We start from the raw sequence: 26,575 nt of genomic DNA on the forward strand, positions 1-26,575 counted from the left end.
GTATCACTCCTAACGAACTTTCCAATGTATCACTAATTCACGTTTAAATTCTTTCTTACACTGCTTTTTTAATTTTTCGATAGCCATCTCCATCATAGAAATATGGCTTAATTCTTTCACCTCAACATGCATATCTATTTGTTTATCTGTAATATACGTTTGAAAGGAACGTATGGTACGTTCATGACTTTCTTCAAAAGCTTCTGCTAAGGCTAAGGGAAAGGACAATTTTTGTATCATCTCTCGATCCCCTTCTTTTAGTACGGAGAGATACGGAGACTGCTTAATAAATTTACTGTTTGCTCCATGGGAATAGGATGCAATAAAAGCACTGAGTAATTGCTCTCGATGAGATAATCCATAGAGATTACTATTAATAATCATATATGCACTATGTCTTGCATGGCTGTAATAGTTGATTTGTTTTCCTAAATCATGGAGCAAAGAAGCTACTTTCAAGATTAATTTTAAGCGCTCTCCTTCTGGCATTAGTTCTTTCCATTGTTTATAAATCTGTTTTGCCAGTTTCGCAATATATAAGGAATGGTCCACATCGTGAGGCGTGAAAGAACGCAGTACATTTAAAGTAGAGTGGGTCACAATATCATCTACAACGCCATTTTTTTGAAGACATGGTAGCCCATACTTCTCTGCTGAATAGTTGGCTCCATAATACTGAAAGAATAGCCCTTCCCGCAAGCCACAACCGCTGACAATCATAGACGATGCCCTTGTATGCTCCATCAATTCTATAATAATGGCCATACCTGCTACGATGATATCGGCCCGTTCCGCAGATAACCCAGAAATCTTTTTCCGTTCCTCCCACGGTGTTTCTTTCACCCGATGAAACAAAGCCTCCATACCCGCTTTTTTTACCTTGTAATTGTGCAGTTTAGGGATGGGATAATTTTTCTCCCGTTGGTCCATTTTGGCAATATTTCGGGCTGTCCCTCCAATTCCAATAAGAGGTAATTTGGCATGTTTCAACCAACTTTCACGATGCAATACCTCTTGGATATAACGCACCATAGCTTCGTATTCGGCACTTGTAAACTCATGACCCGATTTAAATTGTCCTGTCATCACAAGAGCCCCCATAGGAAGGCTAACAGATTTTTTTAATTGTCGATTTTCAATTAAGCTAATTTCTATACTAGCTCCACCAAGGTCAAATACAATAAAATCATCTAATCCTATGGTATTGACAACACCTAAAAATCCTAAATATGCCTCTTCCTCTCCACTAATGGCACGTAAAGAAATCCCTGTTTCTGCATATACACGACGAATAAAGCTATTACCATTTGTGGCCAATCGCACAGCCGCTGTAGCAATACCTTGAATCTCTGTAACTCCCATAGCCTTTGCCATATGCGACAAGGCTTTCAATGTTTTAATGGCGCGTTCCATAGCAGGTTTTGTCAACATTTGATGAGTCCACATACCCTCACTGAGGCGAATGGACTCCTTCTGTTGATATACCAAGCGATAACTGCCTGAATCTGTAATTTCTGAAATGACAAACCGTACTGAGTTTGATCCTAAATCTATTAATGCTACTCGTTTCATAGGTCTCCTATGTACACAGAAAGGCACTTTCCGTATATGCTACTGTGAAAGTGCCTTTCTCATTCTATATTACTCAATACCAAAACAACGCTTACCATTCTCTAAGGCAATAGAAGCTAGTTCTTCTATATCCATACCACGTAATTGGGCAATTTCCTGTGCCACAAATTGTGTTTTGGATGGGTCATTACGACGCCCTCTGAAAGGAGGTGGTGTCAAATAAGGGGAATCTGTTTCGATGAGCAAACGATCCAATGGAATATGTTTCGCCACTTCTTTTAGATTCGTAGATTTTGGAAATACTACAGGTCCGGCAAAGGAGATGTAATATCCCATTTTTATAAATTCTTTTGCCATATCTAGGCTTGTAGAAAAACAATGGAAGACCCCATAATTGCCTTTCCCATGTTCTACTAACATATCTCGAATGGCACCGTGCGCATCACGATCGTGGATAATAATCGGTAAATCCACTTCTCTCGCGATGGCTAATTGGCGTTTAAAAGATTCCGCCTGTACATCTCTGTCGGAAAAATCATAGTAATAGTCTAAACCGATTTCGCCAATGGCTTTTACTTTAGGATGGGACGCCATTTGTTTAAACCATGCATAGTCTTCTTCTGTAGCATCTTTAGATTCATGTGGATGCACACCTACCGCTGCATAGACACGGTCATACTGTTCAGCCAAAGCAATGGCAGACTCTGCTGTTTGACGATCCACAGCAGGGCACATAATATACTCTACGCCTTGGTCAAAACAGTCTTGAATCATCTGATCCCGATCATTATCAAATCGTTCATCGTTGATATGCGCATGTGTATCAAACAATCGCATTATCTCACCACACTTCCTGGAGTTAAGGATTCAATATTGGTTACTTCTAATTGATCCTCTTCATTAGAAGCGGATAAAATCATACCTTCTGACATATGGCCCATGATTTTTTTCGGCGCTAAGTTTGCCAAATAAATCACTTTTTTGCCAATTAAGTCTTCTGGTTTGTAGAATTGAGAGATACCACTCACTACGGTGCGTGTTTCAATGCCTAAATCTAAGGTAAACAACAACAGTTTTTTAGATTTTTTTACAGCTTCGCAAGTCAATACTTTCGCTACCCGTAAATCTAGTTTTGCAAAATCATCGTATTCGATGGCCTCTTTAATCGGTGGAATATTGCTAGTATCTATCACTTCCTCAGTGGATTCTTCTGCAGCTTCTGGCGCCACTTCTACCATTTCAGGAATTTCAAAACGTGGGTAGATTGGATCTCCTTTTACTACTTTTGTACCAGTCGGAAGAGCCCCAAATGTGCGTACATCATCTAGCATAGCTTGTGCAAACCCTTGTAAACCAAGTTGTTCCCAAATTTTAGGAGCCCCTGTTGGAATCACTGGATCCACTAAGACAGCGATAATACGCAAGGATTCTGCCAAATGATACATGACAGCTTCTAAGCGTTCTGCATCGCCTTCATTAGCCCCTTTTGCGAGTACCCAAGGCATCGTTTCATCAATGTATTTATTCGTACGACCAATGAAAGCCCACACAGCTTTAAAGGCTTTGTTGTACTGCATATCTTCCATCAATTGTTCGTAGTCTTTTACTGTTTGCTCAGCTAAAGCAATTAAATCCTTGTCAACATCTTCTGTTGGCGCATGTTTTGTAATAATACCACCATGATATTTTTCAATCATCGCTACGGTACGATTCAACAAGTTGCCAAGGTCATTGGACAAGTCTGCATTGATTTTCGTAATAAAGTTAGGCAAGCTAAAATTACCGTCATTGCCCAAATGCACTTCATTCACCAAGAAATAGCGCAACGCATCAGAACCGTAAGTATCAATCAATGGAATTGGGTCGATCACATTGCCTAAGGATTTACTCATTTTTGTACCATCTACTACAAGCCAGCCATGACCATATACTTTTTTCGGCAATGGCAAGCCAAGACTCATGAGCATAATCGGCCAAATGATCGTATGGAAACGAACGATTTCTTTCCCTACTAGGTGCAAGTCTGCAGGCCAGTACGTTTCAAATAAATCACTGTTTTCATCCAATGGGTTTAAAGCAGAAATATAGTTAATCAACGCATCAAACCATACGTACATAACATGTTTTTCATCAAATGGTACTGGAATGCCCCAGTTAAAGCTAGTACGAGATACTGCCAAATCTTCTAGGCCTTGTTTCACGAATTGAATCATCTCATTACGACGAGATTCTGGTTGAATAAAATCAGGATTCTCTTCTATAAATTTGAACCATTGATCAGCGTATTTATTCATGCGGAAGAAATAACTCTCTTCTTGTACTACTTCTAATGGACGACCGCAATCAGGACATGTTTTTTCTGGACCTAATTTAGATTCTGGCCAGAATGTTTCGCATGGTACGCAGTATAAACCTTCGTATGAAGATTTGTAAATATCTCCATTATCGAATGCTTTTTGGAATAAATGTTGGCAATATTTGATATGTCTTTCATCTGTAGTTCTAATAAAATCATCATGAGAAATATTCAATTTTTCCCACAAATGTTTAAATCCATCAACGATTTGCGTTGTATATTCTAAAGGAGTAATCCCCATAGATTCCGCCATACGTTGGATCTTTTGGCCATGTTCATCAGAGCCTGTTAAGAAACGCACATCATAGCCAGCTCTGCGTTTGAAACGAGCAATTGTATCAGCAATGGACGTACAGTATGTATGCCCAATATGTAATTTCGCACTTGGATAATAAATTGGTGTCGTAATATAATATGGCTTCTTAGTCATCTGTTCTCTCCTTACTATACCATTCAATTTCATTATATATATCGCGCCGTGAAAGGCCACGCTCTTTTGCAATTTGACGGGCTGCCTCTTTTTTTGGCACCCCTTCTTCGATTAAGGCTAAGGCTGCCTCTAGTGGTGAAAGCACTACTTCCTCCACCTTCGTTTCATCTGTCACAGTCTCCTTGCCACCCACCAAGAGGACAAATTCCCCTTTTTCTACGATTTGACCGAAATCATTTCGTAACGCTAGCAAGGTAGTTCGTGTAAAAGTTTCAAACTTTTTCGTCAGTTCACGACCTACTGTGATAGGGCGATTCCCCAGCCCTTCATATAAGTTTTGGATAGTTTCTTCTATACGATGGGGAGCTTCATAGAAAATCAGCGTTCCTTCATAGGTAGCAATCCGTGATAACACCTCTTTTACATTCTGCTTTCGTTTCGGCAGAAACCCTATGAAGTGAAATTCCTTCGTGTTTTGCCCCGATGCGATAAGCCCCGTTAAACCTGCATTCGCACCTGGTAAAGGAACAATGGGTATCCCCACATCGATAGCCTCTTTCACCAAATCTTCACCGGGATCAGAAATAGCAGGCATCCCCGCATCACTCACAAGCCCTACTGATTGACCTTCTAATAGGCGTCCAATCAGTTCTATACCTTTGTCCACCTTATTATGCTCGTGATAGGACATCATAGGCTTTACAATATTAAAATGTTGTAATAATACCCCTGTATGACGTGTATCTTCCGCTGCTACCACATCTACTTCTTGTAATGTACGCACAGCCCGATAGGTCATATCTTCTAAGTTCCCAATGGGTGTGGGAATTAAAAATAATGTCCCTTTATGACTACTCATAATATGCTTGTACCTCATTTGAATAGGAACCATCCACTTCGTAAATATACAAAGGTGGTTCCACCATCATGCCTAGTTTTCCACCATATTTTAATTCTAATAATACTAACTTGCTCACTTTATCTTGGTTACCATGAACAAAGCGCATTCGTTTTACCCTAAATTGAGTCTGTTCTATAGCACTCAGTAAAGATTCTAACCGTGGGGTTGTATAAATCATCCACAGTGTGCCGCCAAATTTTAAATACCGTTGAGCTTGTAACAATCTATCTTTCATAGAGTGTTGTTGTTCATGTAAGGCTAATGCTATACTTTCTTCTTGTGATAGAAGTCCACTATTCGATTCAAAATAGGGCGGATTCATGTAGATACCATCAAACTGACCATAATACGGTTTGCCAGCATCGGTCATGTAATCTAGGTCCTCCATAGATACAGCATCTGCAATATCATTATGAATCACACTTTTCTGAGCTAACTCAATCACAGAGGAATTACAATCTACCCCCACCACATGACGAGCTCCACGATGGTACAATACATGAGGAATCACTCCTGTGCCTGTACCTAATTCTAAATAGTTCTTATTGGATTTTGCCTCTCCAAAATGAGCGAGCAAAATAGCATCAATAGAAAACTTAAACTCTTTTTCGTCTTGAAACAACTGAAACCCACTTAGTAATAATTCTGTGATTGTAATATTACTCTTCATCCGGCAATGCCACTTCCGACCAATGTAAGTCGATAGTTCGTCCCGCTTCTAATTGTACTTTTACTGTCTTTTTCATAGTATTAATTTTTAAAACTTTTCCTAACCCTTCATCGGTGACTACTTCTTTACCGATACCAGGTGGCTCTGCTACAGGAGCTGGTTGTTTTACTTTTTGCGAATACAAGTCTCCTCCTTTTAGGTAGGAGTCATTTTCATAGTTCAAACAACACATCAAGCGACCACAAATGCCAGAAATTTTTGTTGGATTTAAGCTCAAATTTTGATCTTTCGCCATACGAATAGATACAGACGCAAAATCGCCTAAGAAATTAGCACAACATAATGGACGTCCACAAGCACCAATTCCATTTAATACTTTTGCTTCATCGCGCACACCAACCTGTCGCAATTCAATGCGCGTACGGAATACATTGGCCAAATCTTTTACTAATTCTCGGAAGTCAATTCGACCTTCTGCAGTAAAGAAAAATACAATTTTATTCATATCAAATGTGTATTCCACATTGATTAATTTCATAGGCAATCCACGATAAGCGATTTTTTCTAGTCCAATCTCAAAAGCTTTTTCTTCTCGCTCTCTATTTTTCTCCACTTGTTTAAAATCTTTTGGCGTGGCTTTACGCGTCACTTCTTTCAGCGGTTGCACCACGCTATCTTTCGATACTTTCCGTGGTCCAATTACGACTTCCCCAAATTCCAAACCACGAGAGGTTTCTACTATGACCCCATCTCCTGTCGTAAGGGTTACAAACCCTGGGCTAAAGTAGTAGATTTTGCCAGCTTTTTTAAAGCGTACTCCTACTATAGTAACCACTATATATCCTCCTTCACAGCCTCCCTTAAGGCTAATATAACTCCATCTATAACAAGGCCTAAGCGCACATTAAGGCGCAACGCCTGTTCTGCTTCTAATGTAATGGGCACAATTCGTTGCAAAGATTTTGATGACCATCGTGGTAAAATCATTTGCATGCGGAATTGATACTCACTTAGTATCATCTTTTCACTCACTGTACCATATCGCAAGGCTAACATGTCTCTTGCTAACACACGTAACCAGCTCAGTATATCGAGTACTACTTCTTTTGAAAGTCCCTCAAAGGATAGAGCTAAGGTAGTAAAGAAATGACTTCTTTCTACTACGCATTCTAGTACTTCCATAGCCTTTTCTAAACTTTTAATACCACCAGCCTGCGCCCACTGACGAGCTAATGTGGGATTTCCACGAGCACTTCGCACAGCACGCCGAATATCTCCTGTATACCCTTCTTTAGTTAAGGATTGCACCAATTCCTCTTCTGGCACTGGTTGCATACCAATGAGCATACATCGTGACACGATGGTGGGTAGTACATTGTCAATATTGGTAGTGACAATGATAAAATGCATATTCCGTGGTGGTTCTTCAATCGTTTTTAGCATCGCATTCGCTAAAACAGTATTGGCTGTCTGAAAACCTTCTACGATAACCACCCGCGGTGTATCACTAGATACATTGATATACTTCTCTAATAAGGTATACCATTGTTCTACACTGAGCTGTGTTTTCATAGGGCGAATCCAAAAGGCTTGACCTTGATCAATATAGATTGGCAATCCTTTATCTTTGACTGCACTCTCACTTTCACCAGACTCAATGCGTTGTTGCTCTATAGTAGATAAAAAAGTTCGTCCTTCATCAGGAGAAAAAATCTGACGTCCCACTAATAGGGACCCAATGGCAATGGCCATGGATGTCGACTCTAAACCTGTTTCTCCGTAGAGCAGTAAGCTATGGGGCAAAGCAGAATCTCGGATTAATGTAGTAATTTGTTCTTTCACTTGGTGTTGACCAAGTACAGTTTCAAAAAATGACATACATCCTCCTTTACCTCATAAGACTACCCTTTATTATAGCATGTTATGGCAATAAATACACGAATAAAAGAAGAAACACCCCATGGTTTCGGCAAAATATTTGCACTCCATGTGGTGTTTCTATCATATCCTTTTTTGAACATGTATCATACCATAACAGACTATCCATGATACTATAGGCACATTCCATTAGCTAGGGACTAGCCTTTACATATATATTGTTTTGCAATACCATACACTTCCTCATGAATGTCATCAATAGTGCGCAACTGATTGCTTTCATTCTCGCAGTGCACACGGTGCCAATCATAGGCATTCACCAACATATCATAAGCATCATGAACCGCCGTCAAATGAGAGGCGTCCTGTTCATGTATATCACCCGTATTGCCACCGGTTTTGCCTGTGCGTTCTGCTAACAAGGCTTTGGACAACGATAGTGGCATATCTAATAGAATCACTGCATCAGGTCTTGGTAACCCATATAAATCGTACTCTAATTGATCAAGCCATTGTAAAAACGTATTTCGTTCTTTTTTATCAGTGTACTTTATCATTTGATGCACCATATTCGATGTAGTATACCGATCGGCAATAATGATGCCACCTTCTTCGTAAAAGCGTTGCCAATCTTGGCGATACGATGCAAATCGGTCTATGGCATAGAGCGTACTAGCCACATAGGCATTCACTGAGTTCGCCTCTTTTCCAAAGTCTCCTCGCAAGTACATTTTAATTGGTTCTGCTGCTGGACTATCGTAATTAGGAAAACTTACAGACCGTACTGGGTATCCTTCTGCTTTTAGTCGTTCCAATAATTTTGCCGTCTGCGTGGCCTTACCACTGCCGTCGCCGCCTTCAATAATAATTAATTGTCCCATATGAATCTCCTTATGATATCGCAATTCTTCTCGTATACTCTATCAATCAATACCGTACCTCTATCTCTCTATCTTTACACACGAGGATTGTCTGCAACTGGCGATCCCTAGCACCATTCGGCACATACCCATCACATTGTTTCTGTTTCATATATGCCAATACTTCTTCCGTTATAGTCTCACCTACACCTAGACAAGGAATTCCCGGTGGATAATAGGTAATCGTTTCCCCACTAATTCTCCCTAGGGCTTGTGGTAGAGGGATTTCTTCCATCTCTGTATAAAATGCTTGCCGTGGTGAAAGTACCACGATTGGTGTGGGTAATGTTTCTACTGTACTTGCATAAAAATCAATAGAGTTAGTAATACTTTCAATCCTGTGTCTATATAGATCCGAAATATCCTGCACTGCATCTATGACCTGTTGTATAGATGTATCCGTATCACCTATGGTAATCAATAACAAGACATGGTAGGCTTTCATGAGTTCCACTTCAATATGACGGGCTCGCAACTCTCGTTCTAACTCTTGTGCTGTCAGTCCAAGATTCTTTGCATCGATAATAATCTTAGTTTCATCTAAACTGAAAGCACCTTCTATATCCTCAACACTAGGAGAAGCAATACCAGGAATCTCATTCAGAGCCCTTCGCAAAGTACAAGCTAACTCCAATGTATCTTTCATGAGAGATTGTCCCTCTGTAACCCATTGATGGCGCGCCATATCCAAAGATGCTAAGAAAATATAATTCGGACTAGTGCTCATCAAGATTTGTTGTAATCGTTGAATACGGTCTACATCAATACGAGACCCTTGTCCATGGAGCATCGAGGTCTGTGTTAAGGAGCCTAATAACTTATGTGTACTTTGAGCGACTAAATCGGCACCACTCGCTAAAGCTGGCACTGGCATTCCTAAAGATGGCTCAAGATGTGGTCCATGAGCCTCATCCACTAACACTAGCATATGTCTTTCATGAGCTACCTCTGCAATTCGTTTTACATCTATGCCCACTCCATAATAATTAGGATGTACTAGCAATATAGCCTTTGCCTCTGGGTGTGCATCCATCGTAGCGATGGCCTCCTCCGCTGTAACCCCTACTGGTATGCCCCAGCGCGGATGAAAGCGCCCTTTCATATAGATAGGTTTAGCTCCACTCAATACTAAGCTATTATGAACAGAACAGTGAGCCTCTCTAGGAATGATGATGGATTCTCCTTCTTTCACTGCACTCATAATCATCATTTGAATCGCACCAGATGTTCCATTAATAGAAAACCATGTATGATCGGCTCCAAAGGCCTGTGCTGCCAGTTGTTGTGCTTCCAGCAATTCACGCTCTGGCTCATGATAATCATCGATAGCATACATTAAGCCTAAATCATAGGGTAAGGCCTTTCCCATCCACTCTGTGAGTAATGCAGGAGCTCCCTTACCAATCTTGTGACCAGGCGTATGAAAAGGCACCATATGTTGTTTTTTATATTGTTCTAAAGACTCCACAAAAGGAAGTCGATTTTGATTTAACCTTTGTTTCATATATTTACTGTTGATTCTTTTACAATATTATTAAATTTATAGATCTACATACTCTATTTAGTATTCTACCTTACTCTGTACATCGATTCAAGGTATTCTAATACCATCTAATTGTAGATTTCCACCATATTACATAAGGATATCATACACTGTATGATTATAAAGTTTATATGTAATATACTTTATATATACTATCTTCTAGCTTTATAAGAAACAAAAAACTGTTACAATTTGTAATTCCTTACAAACTGTAACAGTTTTTGATTATTTACTATATTCCGCAACGTATTGGGAACCTGCTTGTACATAGTGTTCCATTGTATTTGCCACTTGGTGTAAATCTTGACTAGTCAAAGCATTGATGTCTTGACCGCCCGTTGCACTATTGATAATTTGTGAAATTTCGTAACCACTATATCCTAGCACAGACAAGCGGTTGGATAAACTTTTAATTAAGCTCATTGCTAACCTCCATTTGTGTAGTAATTATTTGAATTCATTTCCAAAATTGGATCCTTCCGTGGTCGGGTTTAACCACCATAGCTAATAGTCCGTCATAAGAATGTTTACAATAAGCATCCATTTGCATACATATCTTAATTAGCATCAGCCTATATTGCTATGTTAGGTAATATTATAACGATTTTTTTCGATATTGTCAAGCTTATTCTATAGAATAAAATATATTAAAAAAATCGACCCCCAAAAGGGGCCGATTTTCCATACTAACTTGTAATCAAAAGCGTTTACGCTAATTAAAACCGATAGTATTGAACATACAATTATTTTCTACTTTTAGATGCCAATGTAGCCAACATTGCTTCTTCAGTACGACGTCGTACTGCGTCCACTAATGGTTTAACTTCTAAAAATTCAGCATCAGTCAAACGAAATGTACGTCCTTTACGTTCAAATAAGGATTTTTTGCGACCTGCACCAGCCCGCTTGCCGCCCCAATTATTACCTTTCATGATAATGCCTCCCTCACAATAAGTAAAAATAAAGACGATTCACATTAAATACTAATTATACTGCTCTAGATTTAGTATATACTTTTATTTTCATAATTTCAAGATGAAAAAACATATATAGTGAATTTATTTGATTGAATTCCTTCATCAATTCAAAAGTCATGCAAGGATTAATCAAAATCACTTTCATATACACAGTATATGCAAAAGAAAAGCCAAAATAGAGCAAGTGCTCTATTTTGGTTGTTTCTGATTTTTTTAACGAGGCCGTCCTTTTTTAGGATTATATAGATTCATTCCTTTATCGATACCTACTTCTACACAACCAAGAACAGCTTTCATCATAGCCTTAACACCCTTCTTTACTGTATCCTGTTGTTCTTCTGGGAATCGTGATAATACATGATCTACCACGGTCCACTCCGGCAAAGGTCGACCAATACCAAAACGAAAATGTGGAAAACCATCCGTTCCTAAATGACTAATCATAGACTTGATCCCATTGTGTCCACCTGCACTTCCATTTGGTCGAATTCTAATCTTCCCAACTGGTAAGTCCATATCATCATATATGACATAAACATCCTCAGGTGTAAGCTTATAATATCGCATTAAAGGACCTACAGACTCACCACTAAGGTTCATAAATGTTTGCGGTTTTACCAACAATACTTTTTCGCCCGCTATCGTGCATGAACAGAGTTCCGCTTTATAATCTTCTCTCCATGGTGTATGACTCACGCCATCAGCAATAGCATCCACTACCATGAATCCGATATTATGACGAGTTCCCTCATAGTCCCTACCTGGATTTCCAAGTCCAACTATTAACTTCATCTTATTTATCAAACAAAGAGCTTACAGACTCTTCTCGGAAAATACGTAAAATCGCATCTCCCAATAAAGGAGCTACAGACAGTACTGTAATATTAGGTAATCGACGTTCTTCTGGAATATCAATTGTATTTGTTACAATTAACTCTTTAATGTTGGAGTTAGCAATACGTTCGCAAGCTGGATCTGTTAATACTGCATGTGTCACACAAGCGGTTACAGATTTAGCGCCAAATTCTTGTAATGCTTTCGCCCCTTCTACAAGCGATCCTGCTGTATCTACAATATCGTCAATAATGATACAGTTTTTACCTTGTACATCACCAATTAAGTTCATTACTTTCGCAACACCTGGTTGTGGACGTTTTTTCTCGATAATTGCAATTGGTGCACCAATACGGTCCGCTAAATCGCGGGCACGCGTTACACCACCAAGGTCTGGAGATACAACGATGACATCTTCCATTTTCTTTTCATTAATATAGTTTGCAATAATGGAAGCCCCCATTAAATGGTCTACTGGCACATCAAAGAACCCTTGAATTTGACCTGCATGAAGATCTACAGTTACAAGGCGAGTCACACCAGCAGTTTGTAATAAGTCTGCCATTAATTTTGCTGTAATTGGTTCTCTACCACGAGTTTTTCTATCTTGGCGAGCATATCCATAATATGGTACAACGGCTGTGATATGACGAGCTGATGCACGTTTCAAAGCATCTGCCATGATGAACAACTCAACTACATTATCATTCACTGGATAGCTAGTTGGTTGTACGATAAATACGTCTTTACCACGTACACTTTCATCAATCATGACTTGTACTTCACCATTATTGAAGCGACCTACAAAGGCTTCTCCTATTGGAAGGTCCAAATAATCACAAATTTCTTTGGCTAATGCTGGATTTGCATTACCTGTAAAAATTTTGAGTCGTTTACCATCTTCTAATGTCATGTCATTACTCCTCTAAAACAATTGACTTACAATTTGATGCACAAAGGCTCTATGTATATTGTACTTCATTTTCTCAATTTTGTGTAAACTATTTTATCATTTTTTTTACACATTGTTATTTCTTGAAAGTATCATCTGTTACCCAGTTCTCTTTGACCACTTGGCGAGCCCGTCCGAATGCTAATCCACGGTTTGGCACATTCTTCGTTATAGTGGAACCTGCAGCCACATAACTTTCACTACCAATCGTTACAGGCGCTACTAAATTAGAGTTACAACCCACAAATACGCCATCCTCAATGATAGTTCGATGTTTCTTTTTACCATCGTAGTTCACCGTGATAGTTCCGCAACCAATATTCACCTTCGATCCTACATCACTATCACCGATGTAAGATAAGTGAGGAAGTTTGGTACCTACCCCTACCACGCTATTTTTCACTTCTACAAAGTTACCAATTTTCACTTTGTCAGACAACACTGTATCTGGACGCAAATGAACAAATGGACCAATCACCGTATCGTTCTTGATTTCGCAATCATGTGCATAGGAATCATGGATATGGTTATTATCTCCTACTGTTACGTTGGACAAGCGTGTATTTGGCCCCAATATATTATTCGTTCCTACCACCGTATTGCCTTCTAGCGTTGTATTCGGATAAATAATGGTATCTGGTCCAACCACCACTTCTGGAGCAATATATGTACTATGAGGGTCCACTAGAGTCACGCCAGCTTCCATGAGCGCTAAGTTGGTGCGATTGCGCAAAATTAACTCTGCTTGTGCCAACTGCAAACGGCTGTTTACCCCTAAGGACTCATCACTATCCATAGTCATATATGCACTTACCGTTTTGCCAGCTCGTACAAGGATGCTCACCACGTCTGTAATGTATAGCTCACCTTGTGCATTGTCATCTGAAAGTTGCTCTAAACAAGGCCATAATTCTTTAGAGTCAAAAATGTACATGCCTGTGTTTACTTCGTGCACTTTTAATTCATCTAGTTTGCCATCTTTTTCTTCTACGATGCGTTCTACAGACTTAGCATCATTACGAATGATACGGCCATACCCATATGGGTTGTCCATGTAGGCTGTTAATACTGTGGCTGCCGCCCCTGTTTCTTTGTGGTGCGCCAACAATTGTTCCAATGTTTCTTGCGTTACCAATGGTGTATCACCGCACAACAACAAGATGAGACCATCATGGTTGCCCAATACAGATTCTGCTTGTTGTACCGCATGACCTGTGCCTTTTTGCTCTAATTGTGTGACGTATTCCGCACGGTCACCTAAGTAGGCTTTCACATCATCGCCACCAAAACCAACGATAACCACATTGCGCTTCGCCCCTATAGATTGAGCCGCTTCTAATACACGTTCCACCATAGCTTTACCAGCTACTTTGTGCAATACCTTTGGAAGTTTAGATTTCATACGCGTCCCTTTACCGGCCGCTAAAATCAAACCAACTAATTCACTCATATGCATCCACCTTTATTGTTATTGAATAATAATCATATATAAATTAGCATACCATATTGTGGGAGATTTTTCGACACTAAATATAACTTTATTTTCAGTACACTCCATAAGTTCCTGTCATAGTTTTATGGATTCTATACCAAATTTTCTTCAATTTTGTTTATTTTATGTCATGAAGTACATATTTTTCATAACAATAATAGTTTTATGTCATGGACTCCAAATTCTTAATCAAAATAATGATTTTATGTCATGGGATGCAAACTTTTACTACCGTTTCTACCACAGCATGTTTTTTTATTCTCCTATCATCGATGATATAAATCTGTATACTTTCATACTGTGCACACTCAAATTTCAATACAACTACCATACATGCAATAAAGGAAAGCCTACTTTTAGGCTTTCCTTCGTAACTTTCACTAGCATATTCTACTAATGTCTATTCTTTTATTAGCATTGAAATATCTGTTTATGCTTTATCAGCAGCCGCATAGATTTTTTGTACTCCTCTATTAGATAAGTAGCAAGAGAACATACAAAGGACTACACCCACTAGCAATGTGTAGAAACCCATGTCCCAGCCCCAATGGTCTACAACGAAACCAAAGAGTGTTGTTCCTAAGGAACTACCCACAAGGTAACTCATAAAACCACGCAAGCCCACGGCAGATCCTAAGGCAAAGGTTGGAATGACTTCCATTGCCTGTACTGGAATCATAGATTGTGGAATGTAAATCAAGCAGCCTGTAATACAAGCAAATACAGTGGCCCACAAAATACTATCAGAGTTCATATACCCAATCACACAAGCAAAGATTACCACTAAGCAATAGATTGGTAATTGCATAATGCGACCTTTGAAGTATTTATCTACTAAGTAGCCTGCCAAGATAGTAGATGGAATAGCAGCCCATTCAAACAACATGTACGCTACACTCATCTCTGTTTTCGTAAAACCTTTTACTTTCAGTAAGTATAAAGGAATCCAAGTAATCATGCCAAAGCGTACCATGTATACGAATACGTCGATTAATACCAAATACCAAGAGTTTGGATTTTTAAATACAAAGTTGTAGAATACTTGGAATGCATTCATATTCTCTGGTTTGTCCGCTGCCATTTTAGCAGATTTTTGTCCTGCCGCTTCCTCTTGGAATACTTCCTCTACAGTTGGCAATCCTTCTTCGGTTGGTCGCTTACGAACAAAATACAAGACTAATAAGACACAAATAGCGGCCAAGATAGCTGGTACTGCAAATGTACCGATTCGCCAATGCTCTGTTCCTAAATAGCCAATCGCTACACCCACGATAGGTGCTACAATGCCTCCGCCTAAATTGTGGGACATATTCCAAATCGTACTAGCACGACCCCGCTGAGATCTAGGAAACCAATAGCCTACCGTAATAATTGAAGGTCCAACACCCATCCCTTGGAATAAACCTAATAAAATAACGAGTCCGATAAATAAGGAATAATGTGTGGTGAATCCCATCAATACATTTAAGATGACGCATAAAGTCAAACCGATAGCCATAAAATACTTCGGATTTGCTTTATCTGCCAACACAGACATGAATCCTTTGCTAAGTCCATATGTAATCAATAGACAGCTAGATAATAAGCCTAATTGCGTTTTACTTAAATCTAGCTCACCAGATAAATACGGCAACGCTAAATTGAAATTACTACGCACTAAGTAATAGGCTGCATATCCAATCCATACACCAATCAAAGAATTCATTTGCAAGCGTAAAAAACGACTTTTTACCTCTTGACTAACAACTTCCATACTAACGCCTCCTTTACATTGTATATCATGGCATAGTATATACCTTTTTCAATTGATAGGCTAGTAGTTTATTTCTAAAAGAGCCTCACCTTTTCTTACGAAAACCTATATACCTTTCTGTTAGGAACACAAAACGCCATACAATTCTAACTACACGTAGTCAGAAGCATATGGCGCTATGTACCGCATCTATGCCAATGCATGAATGCATCTATTTAAGTTTATAATGCAAACCGATAGGTTCTCGTTGCATAGGCTCGAACTGGTCGTCCGTTTCTAGTGGCTGGTACGAAAGTCCACTGATATGCTACTTGCATAACGGCTCTTTCAAATTCAGGTTGTCCGCTGCCGCCGATAATATCTACGGAGCTAACCGATCCATCTTTTTCTACCACTAATTGAACAACTACAGTGCCTGTTTTACCTTGGCGGAGCATTTTAGGAGGGTACGGTGCTTCTACATCACTGACCAAAGATAAACTACCAGCATCAACAATCACCCCATCATCGTTGCCATCTACCCCGTTACCCTCTCCAGTGCTTTCACCGTCGCCAGTTCCGTTACCATCACCATTTCCATCGCTAGGTTCCGTACCTTCTCCACCGCTTCCAGGATTTCCTGGAAGTGCTGAGGGTGGTGCGACAATAGATACACTCTTAGGTGGTTCCGCTTTCACTTGTTCTAAAACCGCTTCTGCATCGGCTAAATTCGTAATCGGTGGTGGAATTTCACGTTTTTCAGTATGAGGTGCTGTAATTGCTGGTCCTGCACTTGGTTGCCCTACACTACCTTTGTCCTCATGGACCAACTGCACCTCTACAATTTCATCCGATTCTGGTGTCGGTGTTTGGATATGACCCAATACGCCTAGAAGTACTACAAGACCTATATTTGTCAGTCCGGATATCACTGCGGGTATACGCCATCGTCTATCCATAGTGCCTCCTTATTTACTATCTGTCGCAATGGATACTTTCACGATACCCATTTGTTTCAATGTGTCTAAAACAGTGACAAATGCGCCATATTCAGCCTTCGCATCACCACGCAAGATAACGACCATATCATCGCCTTTCGCTTTTTCTGCTTGCAAGTAACGAATCATTTGGTCAAGCGTCACCGGTTGTGCTTCCACATAGATTTGTCCGTTACTTGTTACAGTAATTGGAATTTTACGTTGCAAGTCCACTTTCGATGCCACCGCTTGTGGTAATTGAATTGGCACAGATTTTTGTACGACCATTGTCAACATACTCATCATGAAAAATACCAATAAAAAGAAGATGATATCAATCATTGGAATAATCATGAGTTTCGGTTTAGACGTAGTCCGTAAGGATCTAAGCCGCATGGTTGTCACCTGCCAATTCCGCCATATACATAGCACTTGCATCTTCGATTTGGCTAATCAAAATATCTTGTTGTTGCACTAAGTATGTATGTAAAATCAAAGCAATAATCGCCACGATCAAGCCTGTGGCTGTAGCAATCAAGGCTTCCCCTACACCACCAGTAATGGCAAATGGTTGTCCTTCAGAAATAGATAATACGCTGAAAGAACCAATCATGCCTGTTACTGTACCCAACAAACCCAACAAAGGAGCCATTGTTACGATAGATTCGATGTAGTTTAAATATTGACGTAATTTTGCAGATTCACTAATGGCTGCTGCTTCCAACAATTTTTCTTGTTGTTCTTTATTATTGCCACCACGAGCTGCTTCTGCAATGACATGTGTTGCCATCCCTTTGCTTGTTTCTTTTAAGGCTTGTAAGCCCTTCCAATTGCTTTGTTGTACTAGAGGAATGATTGTTTCACGCAACGCATTCACATCATCTAGCATAGATCGATAAAAACGTAACCGTTCTACAAAAATAATCACAGCAATGAAAGAACAAAGTAACAATGGATACATTACATATCCACCTTTAATAAATAATTCAAATAATTCCATGTGATACCTCCTTATACATAAATACTTATTTCACTGTTTCCGTAAAAATAATATGAATAGAATCTTCTGTCGGACCTTCTACGATGCGACTATGTACACCATATAGATTTTGAATAAACTCTGGTGTCAGCAACTCTTTTGGCGTCCCTGTGCCAACCACTCGTCCTTTTTCCAAGGCTACTAAACGATGACAGAATTGGGATGCCAAGTTTAAATCATGAACAGCCATCAATACAGTTACACCCGCATCACGAACGATTTCCAACATTTCCAATTGGTACTTGATATCCAAATGATTCGTTGGTTCATCCAAAATCAAACATGGGCTTTCTTGTGTTAAGGCTCTGGCCAAAATCACACGCTGTTGCTCTCCCCCTGAAAGGCTCAAGAAACTACGTGTTTCCATATGATCCATACCTACCTGTGCTAAAGCCCGTCTAGCTATAGTATAGTCCCCCGGCGTATCTCCTTCAAGTAATTTTTTATGAGGCATACGCCCCATAAGTACAATATCCATCACTGAAAAGTCAAATTGGTATTGATTATGTTGTGCCACTACCGCCATTTGCAAAGCACTTTCACGAAATGAAAGTTCATCTAAGGCACGGCCATTCAACATAATTTGTCCTGCATTAGGATGTAATGTACGATAGATACATTTTAACAATGTACTTTTACCACTACCATTGGGACCAATTAAACCTACAATTTCACGATCTTGTACGTCTAAATCTATACCTTGTAAGATTTGCGTTTGTCCAATGCCAAAGGCAACTTGTTTTACTTGTAAATTCATTAATTACCTCCAAACGCATAGGTTTGCTTAATCATTAAGTATACAAAAGCTGGCGCACCGATCACAGAAATTAAGATACCAATCGGTAATTCCGTATGAGGAATGAGCGTTCTACTGAGTGTATCTGCCACTACTAGTAATAAAGCGCCTCCTAAGGCAGATATAGGAATTAAACCTTTATGATTTGTGCCCAACGCTTGACGTACGATATGAGGAATGAGCAACCCAACGAATCCAATAATCCCTGCTGCATACACGGCAAAGCCTATCATAATCGAGCTCATCACAAGGTATAATTGACGATATCTGTGAAGATCTATACCTAGGGTAATGGCTACTTCATCACCTAGTAACATCAAGTTCAAAATGCGTGTTTGGGACCAGAAGAAGACAATTGGTACTAGAATAACAAGTAGCATAATGCCAATCAAATCCCAATTAGCCCCTGCCAGACTACCCATCATCCAGAAGGTTACGTTTTGAATCCCTTCTTTATCGTTTGCAAAGTATACAATAATACTCGTAAAGGCACTGCAAACGGCGCTCAAGGCCATCCCGGCTAACAACAATTTAATCGCATTAGCACGGCCACCCATATTGGCAATAATAAGTACACCAAACGATATAACCATAGCGCCTATGAAAGCCATAATACCTACGTATTCTTCACCAAAGGCAATGCCCACACCCATTAAAATGGCTACTGTAGCACCTGTAGATGCACCTGATGAAATACCTAGAATATATGGATCTGCCAGTGGATTTTTAACAATGGCTTGCATAATAACACCACTAACAGCAAGCCCCGCACCTACTAGAGCCGCTAAGACAACCCGTGGCATACGCAACATCCATACAATATCATTCAAAGCCCCTTGTCGTGGATCCTCAATCGTAATGGTATCGACAAATTTTGATGCTACCACTTGCCACAATGTATTTGCTGGAATATGAACAGTTCCTAAAAATAAAGACCATGCCATACCCGCAATCAATAGGGCTATGAGTATAATTCCTACACCCACCACTGTAAGCGTATGTGTTCGATTACTCATGAATACCTCCTGTAAAATTAGGATACAATCCGTGAATCATAAGATTCAATCCATCATGAACTCGAGTGCCTGCGCTGTATACCATAAATAATGGAACCCCATGTACTCGATGATTACGTATAGCATCCACATGTTGTAATGTAGGATTCTTGTATAGATTGTCTATAAGTTCATCTTGCCGTTCATAATCCTCTTCTACTAGCACTAAAAAGATAACTGATGGATTTAAATGAATCAATTCTTCTGCATTGATTGTCTGTCCTGCCTCAGAAATAAGATGACCCCCTATTTCTTCTAGCATATTTCCTGCTAATGTTTCCTTATCATACACACGATACTGGCGTCCCGAATTTTCGAGTATCAGAACCGTATCTTTCGTATGCTGTGCTTCTCCATAAGCCCTTGCTTCTGCCACTGCACGTTTCGTTCGATTCACCAGTGCCTGTGCGCGTTCTTGTCTATTAACAATAGCACCTAGATCAAGAATATATTGATATTCTCCCTCTACTGTTCTCTTAGATTTTTTATAGGATGCTCTTGAAATATAGCTATCAATCCCACGTTGTGCCCAAAAATCTGTACTCTTCCAATTATTCTTCTGAAAGGTAGAATACCAGCCTACAAGCAAGTCTGGCTCCCATAATAAGGTAGTTTCTACATCTGGAATTTCCATGCTTTTATAGGGAATCTTTTCGTAAGCATCACGATATTCTTCTGCTATATATTTGCTATCTGGCACCCCTATAGCTGCAATCATACGATCACCTACACCTAAAGCAAGTAAAGTTTCTACTGAACATTGCCAAACCCCCATGATACGTCGTGGTTCCCCTTCATAGGTAATCACTTGATCCGTTCCTTTGCTCGTTAATTGATTTACCGTACGAGGTCCTACTTCCTGGGAAACAACAGTACTTTCCACATAATCAGGCATAGGAATAAATTCTTCCATACCATGTAGATGTGCACTGTATAATCCTAATATGATAGCTAACATACATCCAGTTATATATAACTTTTTCATTTATTCACCTAAACGAAAGGTCTACAATTTGTAGACCTTTCTAAAATTATATTAGAATTTGTATTTAGCACCAATCATAGCTTGACGAGCTGGCATTGCGGAACTTCCTGGCCCATAATTACCATAGCTAGTAGTTTCGTATGCTTCGTTCGTTAAGTTTGTCACTGCAACATATGTTGTTAAATCCTTAGTAACCTCATAGTTTAAATTCCAATCTACTACTACAAAGCGTTTCGATGTAAAGGCTTCTATATTAGAGCCTGTGTAATAGTTTACTAACAATCCAGAAGATACTTTGCCCGCATCATAATTCACATTGAGTGTGTAATGATTTGCAGGACGCAATTTGTTAATACCTGTGTTAATATCACCAGAGTTATTATAGTCCCATGCTGGATTTACTACATAACCTGGTTTTGCAGACCATCTATCTTTTAAATGACTATATGCCACACCAACAGTCCAGTTTTTATTAAGCTTATGATCTACTGTAAGATTAAAAGATGTTTTCTTTTGATTTGCGTTCACTGGAACACTTTCAAACCCCCTCGGAGTTCTTATTTCAAAGCTAGCAATAGCATTTGTCATGTCAGTAAGACTATAGTTTACACCTACAGTGGTTTTCTTGTTAAATATTTTTTGATAGCCTACTGTATATACATTTCCTTTTTCATCCTTTAAGTTTGTTTTTGTTCCATCATAGGCTGAAACATAATCACCACTACGTAATGGACGAAGAACTTTTGTCCAACCAGCATACACTGTGCTACCATCATGCAGTTGGTATTGTAGATTTAAGGAAGGTGTCACTACATGTGGATCGCCACCTAACGATTTTCCCGTTTCTGTTGTGTAATCACTATATTTAGCAAATCGTACAGCTGGTGTCACATCAAAATTATCATTTACATGAATTTTATCTTGTACATAACCATATAAAGAATTACGTTTTACAGATGTTTTTCTTTTCCGTACTTGATCTACATAATCATTTTGATCTTTATCGTAGGAAACATTCATGATGATATCATGTTTACCTATAGAACGTGCCAGTTGTAATTGAATCCCACGCTTTCTTTCATCATAATAATGTCTTGGATCTTGTGCTTTTCCACCCGTTTTAGCTACCCATTCTTCCAAGGCTGCTTTACTACCGCCAGGGAATGGGGCTAAATTTTTTTCAATCCATGCATCTAATAAAGCTCCATCTTTAGCCCCATCTGGGAAATCCTTTGTAAATTGATCTCCCGTTAAATTGAATGCCTTATTACTCATTCCATCATCATGTAATACCCAAGCATATTTATCACTACTTAAATATTGATGACTTTGATGATAGAAACGAACAAAGCTTTCCATGTCAGATTGACGATCGAAAGTGTATTTTACATCCACATCATTATTTTTATATTTACTATATGAATTGTAACCAAATCCATCTAGGGCAAATAAATTATGGTAGGCAGGATTTCCTTTTTCATTTTGCACAACTTTATATTTATTTTCGTACTCATAGTCCCCTGAATACTCTTCATTTAAGACTAACTTGCCATCTTCATCCCGTTCACCAACAGCTGCTTTAAATATAATTCGATTCCAATCTTTTTGGTTCCAATACTTTTGATTTGGTGTAGTAATCGGGTATCCATCTTTACCTTGTTGATGATTAATAGATACAGTTAAACGTTCTGTATCACTAAAATCCTTATCAAGTCGTACATTAGCGCTTCGCTCATCAAAACGAGAGCCACCCAATATTCCAATACCTCCGGTATATCCATCACGATATTTTGTATCTCCAGACATCACTCGATGTAAGCCTACATAATAGTGTAAAGAGTTGTCATTACCTACACTTCCAGAATAGGCTATATCATAATTATGTTTCCCCCATGTTCCTGTGGAAACGTCGACAGTCCCTTGATTAATTGCATTGCCTTTTCTTGTAATGATATTGATAACACCACCAGTAGCATCAGAACCATATACAGAGGCTCCTGGACCTTTAATTACTTCGATTTTATCTACTGCATTAATATTGATAACTTGGTCAAGATTTACTCCTGTAGACTTACTACCTGACTCACTGCTACTTGCAATACGAGTACTTGTAGAGTTATCTACACGGCGACCATCCACCATAATAATGACACGAGTGTCTCCATTAATAGAAATACCGTTATTGAAAAACTGGAACCCATATTCCCCACCACGGTATCCTGGGTTATGGAATGTAATACCAGGGATACGTTTGATGGCTTCTGTTAAATCAGCATAATGACGTTTTTCAATTTCATCACGAGTGATAACTTTTACATCACCACCTGTACGATAATAAGATTGTTCTGTTACAGTATTACCAAATTGGTCTTTAGAACGATCACCTTTCACTACCTTTGTGTCTAATTGATAATTGTCTAAATGCTCATCAAATGCAGCTTGTACACCGCTGAATGTAGTCAATGCTACACAGGCTAACAGAGCCGCCGAGATACGCTTACTTGTTACTTTCATGAATATACCTCCAAAATTTCGTACGCCCGTACAAATCGTATACTATCTACTGCTTTTATACATTATAAACGCAATAGTATAATTATATCTTATTTCTTCTTTTTTTATCAAATCTTTTATCAAAATAATAGTCTATAGAATTTTTTATATTATATGATAATGACAGTAAATATGAATCTCATATACATCGTCATACAATTCATTAATATACAAATTCCAATAAATTGCTATGTCGACTTCATGTATGCTGAAAAGAGCTACACTAGGTAGCTCTTCTCTATGTGAACCTTTAGAATTTATATTTAGCACCAATCATTGCTTGACGACCTGGCATTGCAGAGCTACCAGAACCATATCTAGAGTTACTTGTTGTTTCATATGCTTCATTTGTCAAGTTTGTTACTGCCACATAAGTAGTTAAATCTTTATTTACATCGTAGTTTAAATTCCAGTCTAATACTAAGAATCGCTTGGATGTAAAGGCAGCTAAATTAGATCCTGTATAGTAGTTCATTAAGAATCCTGAAGACAATTTGCCTGCATCATAATTTACATTTAATGTATAATGGTTTGCTGGGCGCAATTTATTAATACCAGTATTGATGTCACCAGAATCATTATAGCCCCAATCTGGATTCACAACGTATCCTGGTTTTACAGCCCAAGTATCCTTCAAATGACTGTATGCAGCGCCTACAGTCCAATGTTGATTTACTTTGTGATCGATTGTAATGTTAAATGCAGTTTTCTTTTGTTTCGCATTAACAGCAGTACTTTTAAATTTATCTTCTACACGAATTGGGAATGATGCAATAGAATTACTCATATCTGTTAAGCTATAATTTACACCAACAATCGTTTTTTTGTTAAATTCTTTTTGCAAACCTACTGTATATACATTTCCTTTTTCATCTTGCAAAGGAGTTTTGAATTCCCCATAGGTAGACATATAATCGCCTTTACGCAACGGGCGAAGTACCTTAGACCAACCTGCAAATACTGTGCTAGTATCATCAAGTCGATATTGTAGATTTAAGGAAGGTGTCACAACATGTGTGTCGCCACCTAACGATTTTCCGACCTCTGTTGTGTAATCACCATATTTAGCAAATCGTACAGCTGGAGTCACATCAAAATTATCATTTACATGAATTTTATCTTGTACATAACCATATAAGGAGTTACGTTTTAACTCAGATGTCGTACCTACTCCATTGTCTACTTCATAACTAATTTGTGTTGCTTTGTCATAGGTAACATTAGCAATCACATCGTGTTTACCGATAGAACGAGCTACCTGTAATTGGACTCCACGATTTTTTTCAGTATTGTAATCTGTCGGCGCTCCCGCTTTACCACCTGTTTTTGCCAACCACTCTTCAATGGCTGCTTTGGAACCCCCTGGGAATGGAGCTAAGTTTTTAGTAATCCATTCATCTAAGGCAGCTGGATCTGTTGCACCTTGTGGAAAATCTTCGCTGAATTTTTTCTTGATGTCAACACCTGGTACATGCCATTTGTATTTATCTGTTTTAGAGTATGTATGGTTTTGATTGTAGAAACGTACAAAGCTTTCCATATCAGATTGACGGTCAAATGTATATTTTACATCTACATCATTATGTTTGAACTTACTATAAGAATTATATACAAGTCCATCTAATGCAAATAAGTTATGATATCCAGGATTTGCTACATTACCTGATGTAGTGGATTTTGGTTTTAACATACCTTTTTCATCTAATGTTCCTACATCAGCAGCAAAGATAATTCGATTCCAATCTTTTGTGTTCCAATATTGTAAATTGGGAGTGGAAATTGGATACCCATCTTTACCTTGCTTATGATTGATGGAAATTGTCAATCGTTGTGTATCACTAAAGTCTTTATCGATACGTACATTAGCGCCTCTTTCATCAAAACGAGAACCGCCTAATGTTCCCACTTCACCGGTATGTCCATCACGATATTTTGTATCATCAGATTTAACACGATTTACACCCACAAAATAATGTAAGGAGTTATCATTTCCTGCACTACCAGAGTAGGTAAAATCATAGCTATGTTTACCCCAAGAACCAGTAGAAACATCAACTGTTCCTTGATGATTATCTCCACCTTTGCGAGTGATAATATTAATGACACCACCAGTTGCATCAGAACCGTAGGCAGAAGCTCCAGGACCTTTGATTACTTCAATTTTGTCTACGGCATTAATATTTGTTACTTGATCTAAGTTAACCCCAGTAGATTTACTGCCTGTTGCACTTCTACCTGCGATACGTGTACTTGTTGCATTATCTACACGACGACCATCTACTAGCACGATAACGCGAGTATCACCATTGATAGAGATACCATTGTTGAAGAATTGGTATCCATATTCCCCACCACGGTATCCTGGGTTTTGGAATGTAATACCAGGGATACGTTTGATGGCTTCTGTTAAATCACTATAATGACGTTTTTCAATTTCATCACGAGTGATAACTTTTACGTCACCACCTGTACGATAATAAGATTGTTCTGTTACTGTGTTACCAAATTGATCTTTAGAACGATCACCTTTCACTACCTTTGTATCTAATTGGTAATGGTCTAAATGTTCATCAAATGCCGCTTGTACGCCACTGAATGTAGTCAATGCTACACAAGCTAACAAAGCCGCAGAGATGCGTTTACTTGTTACTTTCATGAATATACCTCCAAAAATTTCGTACGCCCATACGATTTAATATATATGTATTGCTTTCAATACATAAAAACATACTGATTGTAATTATACTTCATCGCATCTTCATTTTACAATATTTTTTTCAAATATAACTATATTTCATATTTAAGTCATTCTATATTATCTAAATTTATTATTTTTATGCTACCTTTAGCTTTTCATTATACATAATATTTTCCTATAGAATATGTATGCAATCTATGGTACTATGATAATTG

23 protein-coding genes are annotated in these 26,575 nt (G+C 38.7%); all 23 read right to left on the reverse strand.

Translation table 11 applies throughout. The features are described 5' to 3' along the window. Positions 1-9 precede the first annotated feature (9 nt). Positions 10-1,572 carry a Ppx/GppA phosphatase family protein gene (locus EO111_RS04850; protein ID WP_127010892.1) on the reverse strand — a complete coding sequence of 521 codons (1,563 nt, stop codon included), beginning with the start codon at positions 1,570-1,572 and terminating at the stop codon, positions 10-12. Between the two features lie 69 nt (positions 1,573-1,641). Continuing rightward, positions 1,642-2,409 (reverse strand): TatD family hydrolase, encoded by a 768-nt coding sequence (locus EO111_RS04855; RefSeq protein WP_127010893.1) that lies wholly within the window; start codon positions 2,407-2,409, stop codon positions 1,642-1,644. After that, complete coding sequence (metG, locus tag EO111_RS04860) at positions 2,409-4,358, reverse strand: methionine--tRNA ligase (RefSeq protein WP_127010894.1); 1,950 nt, start codon at positions 4,356-4,358, stop codon at positions 2,409-2,411. The genes EO111_RS04855 and metG overlap by 1 nt, the downstream gene beginning before the upstream one ends. After that, positions 4,351-5,217 carry a 16S rRNA (cytidine(1402)-2'-O)-methyltransferase gene (gene rsmI, locus EO111_RS04865; RefSeq protein ID WP_127010895.1) on the reverse strand — a complete coding sequence of 289 codons (867 nt, stop codon included), beginning with the start codon at positions 5,215-5,217 and terminating at the stop codon, positions 4,351-4,353. Before rsmI ends, metG begins: the two co-directional genes overlap by 8 nt. Next, on the reverse strand, positions 5,210-5,929 hold the full coding sequence (locus tag EO111_RS04870; RefSeq protein ID WP_127010896.1) for a tRNA1(Val) (adenine(37)-N6)-methyltransferase: 720 nt from the start codon (positions 5,927-5,929) through the stop codon (positions 5,210-5,212). The genes rsmI and EO111_RS04870 overlap by 8 nt, the downstream gene beginning before the upstream one ends. Next, the gene (locus EO111_RS04875) at positions 5,919-6,764 is read right to left on the reverse strand and encodes a stage 0 sporulation family protein (RefSeq protein ID WP_009372216.1); all 846 of its coding nucleotides are present in this window, start codon (positions 6,762-6,764) and stop codon (positions 5,919-5,921) included. The genes EO111_RS04870 and EO111_RS04875 overlap by 11 nt, the downstream gene beginning before the upstream one ends. Beyond that, positions 6,764-7,807 (reverse strand): hypothetical protein, encoded by a 1,044-nt coding sequence (locus tag EO111_RS04880; RefSeq protein WP_127010897.1) that lies wholly within the window; start codon positions 7,805-7,807, stop codon positions 6,764-6,766. The genes EO111_RS04875 and EO111_RS04880 overlap by 1 nt, the downstream gene beginning before the upstream one ends. 200 nt (positions 7,808-8,007) lie before the next feature. Then, positions 8,008-8,688, reverse strand: a complete 681-nt coding sequence (locus EO111_RS04885) for a thymidylate kinase (RefSeq protein ID WP_126941107.1) — start codon at positions 8,686-8,688, stop codon at positions 8,008-8,010. A 46-nt stretch (positions 8,689-8,734) separates the two neighbouring features. Next, positions 8,735-10,231: an aminotransferase class I/II-fold pyridoxal phosphate-dependent enzyme gene (locus EO111_RS04890; protein WP_127010898.1), complete on the reverse strand. Its 1,497-nt coding sequence runs from the start codon at positions 10,229-10,231 to the stop codon at positions 8,735-8,737. Between the two features lie 264 nt (positions 10,232-10,495). Further along, positions 10,496-10,693: a hypothetical protein gene (locus EO111_RS04895; RefSeq protein WP_009372177.1), complete on the reverse strand. Its 198-nt coding sequence runs from the start codon at positions 10,691-10,693 to the stop codon at positions 10,496-10,498. A 320-nt stretch (positions 10,694-11,013) separates the two neighbouring features. After that, on the reverse strand, positions 11,014-11,202 hold the full coding sequence (locus EO111_RS04900) for a hypothetical protein (RefSeq protein ID WP_009372189.1): 189 nt from the start codon (positions 11,200-11,202) through the stop codon (positions 11,014-11,016). A 258-nt stretch (positions 11,203-11,460) separates the two neighbouring features. Beyond that, positions 11,461-12,039 (reverse strand): aminoacyl-tRNA hydrolase, encoded by a 579-nt coding sequence (gene pth, locus EO111_RS04905; protein ID WP_009372201.1) that lies wholly within the window; start codon positions 12,037-12,039, stop codon positions 11,461-11,463. A gap of 1 nt (position 12,040) precedes the next feature. Next, entirely contained in the window at positions 12,041-12,994 is a 954-nt protein-coding gene (locus tag EO111_RS04910; protein WP_009372162.1) for a ribose-phosphate pyrophosphokinase, read from the reverse strand. A 115-nt stretch (positions 12,995-13,109) separates the two neighbouring features. Then, entirely contained in the window at positions 13,110-14,483 is a 1,374-nt protein-coding gene (gene glmU, locus EO111_RS04915) for a bifunctional UDP-N-acetylglucosamine diphosphorylase/glucosamine-1-phosphate N-acetyltransferase GlmU (protein ID WP_009372196.1), read from the reverse strand. A 472-nt stretch (positions 14,484-14,955) separates the two neighbouring features. Further along, the gene (locus tag EO111_RS04920; protein ID WP_009372184.1) at positions 14,956-16,278 is read right to left on the reverse strand and encodes an MFS transporter; all 1,323 of its coding nucleotides are present in this window, start codon (positions 16,276-16,278) and stop codon (positions 14,956-14,958) included. A 221-nt stretch (positions 16,279-16,499) separates the two neighbouring features. Beyond that, positions 16,500-17,216 carry an energy transducer TonB gene (locus EO111_RS04925; protein ID WP_126941110.1) on the reverse strand — a complete coding sequence of 239 codons (717 nt, stop codon included), beginning with the start codon at positions 17,214-17,216 and terminating at the stop codon, positions 16,500-16,502. A gap of 9 nt (positions 17,217-17,225) precedes the next feature. Beyond that, positions 17,226-17,630 carry a biopolymer transporter ExbD gene (locus EO111_RS04930; protein ID WP_062403271.1) on the reverse strand — a complete coding sequence of 135 codons (405 nt, stop codon included), beginning with the start codon at positions 17,628-17,630 and terminating at the stop codon, positions 17,226-17,228. Continuing rightward, a complete protein-coding gene (locus tag EO111_RS04935) occupies positions 17,620-18,234 on the reverse strand; it encodes a MotA/TolQ/ExbB proton channel family protein (protein WP_126941111.1) in 615 nt (204 codons plus the stop codon). Before EO111_RS04935 ends, EO111_RS04930 begins: the two co-directional genes overlap by 11 nt. A gap of 25 nt (positions 18,235-18,259) precedes the next feature. Next, the gene (locus EO111_RS04940; protein WP_127010899.1) at positions 18,260-19,030 is read right to left on the reverse strand and encodes an ABC transporter ATP-binding protein; all 771 of its coding nucleotides are present in this window, start codon (positions 19,028-19,030) and stop codon (positions 18,260-18,262) included. Continuing rightward, a complete protein-coding gene (locus EO111_RS04945) occupies positions 19,030-20,085 on the reverse strand; it encodes an iron ABC transporter permease (RefSeq protein WP_126941113.1) in 1,056 nt (351 codons plus the stop codon). Before EO111_RS04945 ends, EO111_RS04940 begins: the two co-directional genes overlap by 1 nt. Next, complete coding sequence (locus EO111_RS04950; RefSeq protein WP_127010900.1) at positions 20,078-21,109, reverse strand: ABC transporter substrate-binding protein; 1,032 nt, start codon at positions 21,107-21,109, stop codon at positions 20,078-20,080. The genes EO111_RS04945 and EO111_RS04950 overlap by 8 nt, the downstream gene beginning before the upstream one ends. A gap of 51 nt (positions 21,110-21,160) precedes the next feature. Beyond that, positions 21,161-23,623 (reverse strand): TonB-dependent receptor, encoded by a 2,463-nt coding sequence (locus tag EO111_RS04955; RefSeq protein WP_127010901.1) that lies wholly within the window; start codon positions 23,621-23,623, stop codon positions 21,161-21,163. Between the two features lie 289 nt (positions 23,624-23,912). Continuing rightward, positions 23,913-26,318, reverse strand: a complete 2,406-nt coding sequence (locus EO111_RS04960) for a TonB-dependent siderophore receptor (RefSeq protein ID WP_127010902.1) — start codon at positions 26,316-26,318, stop codon at positions 23,913-23,915. Between the last annotated feature and the right edge of the window lie 257 nt (positions 26,319-26,575).

The organism is Veillonella sp. CHU594, from assembly GCF_003992265.1.
In the GTDB taxonomy this organism is placed as follows: Bacteria; Bacillota; Negativicutes; order Veillonellales; family Veillonellaceae; genus F0422.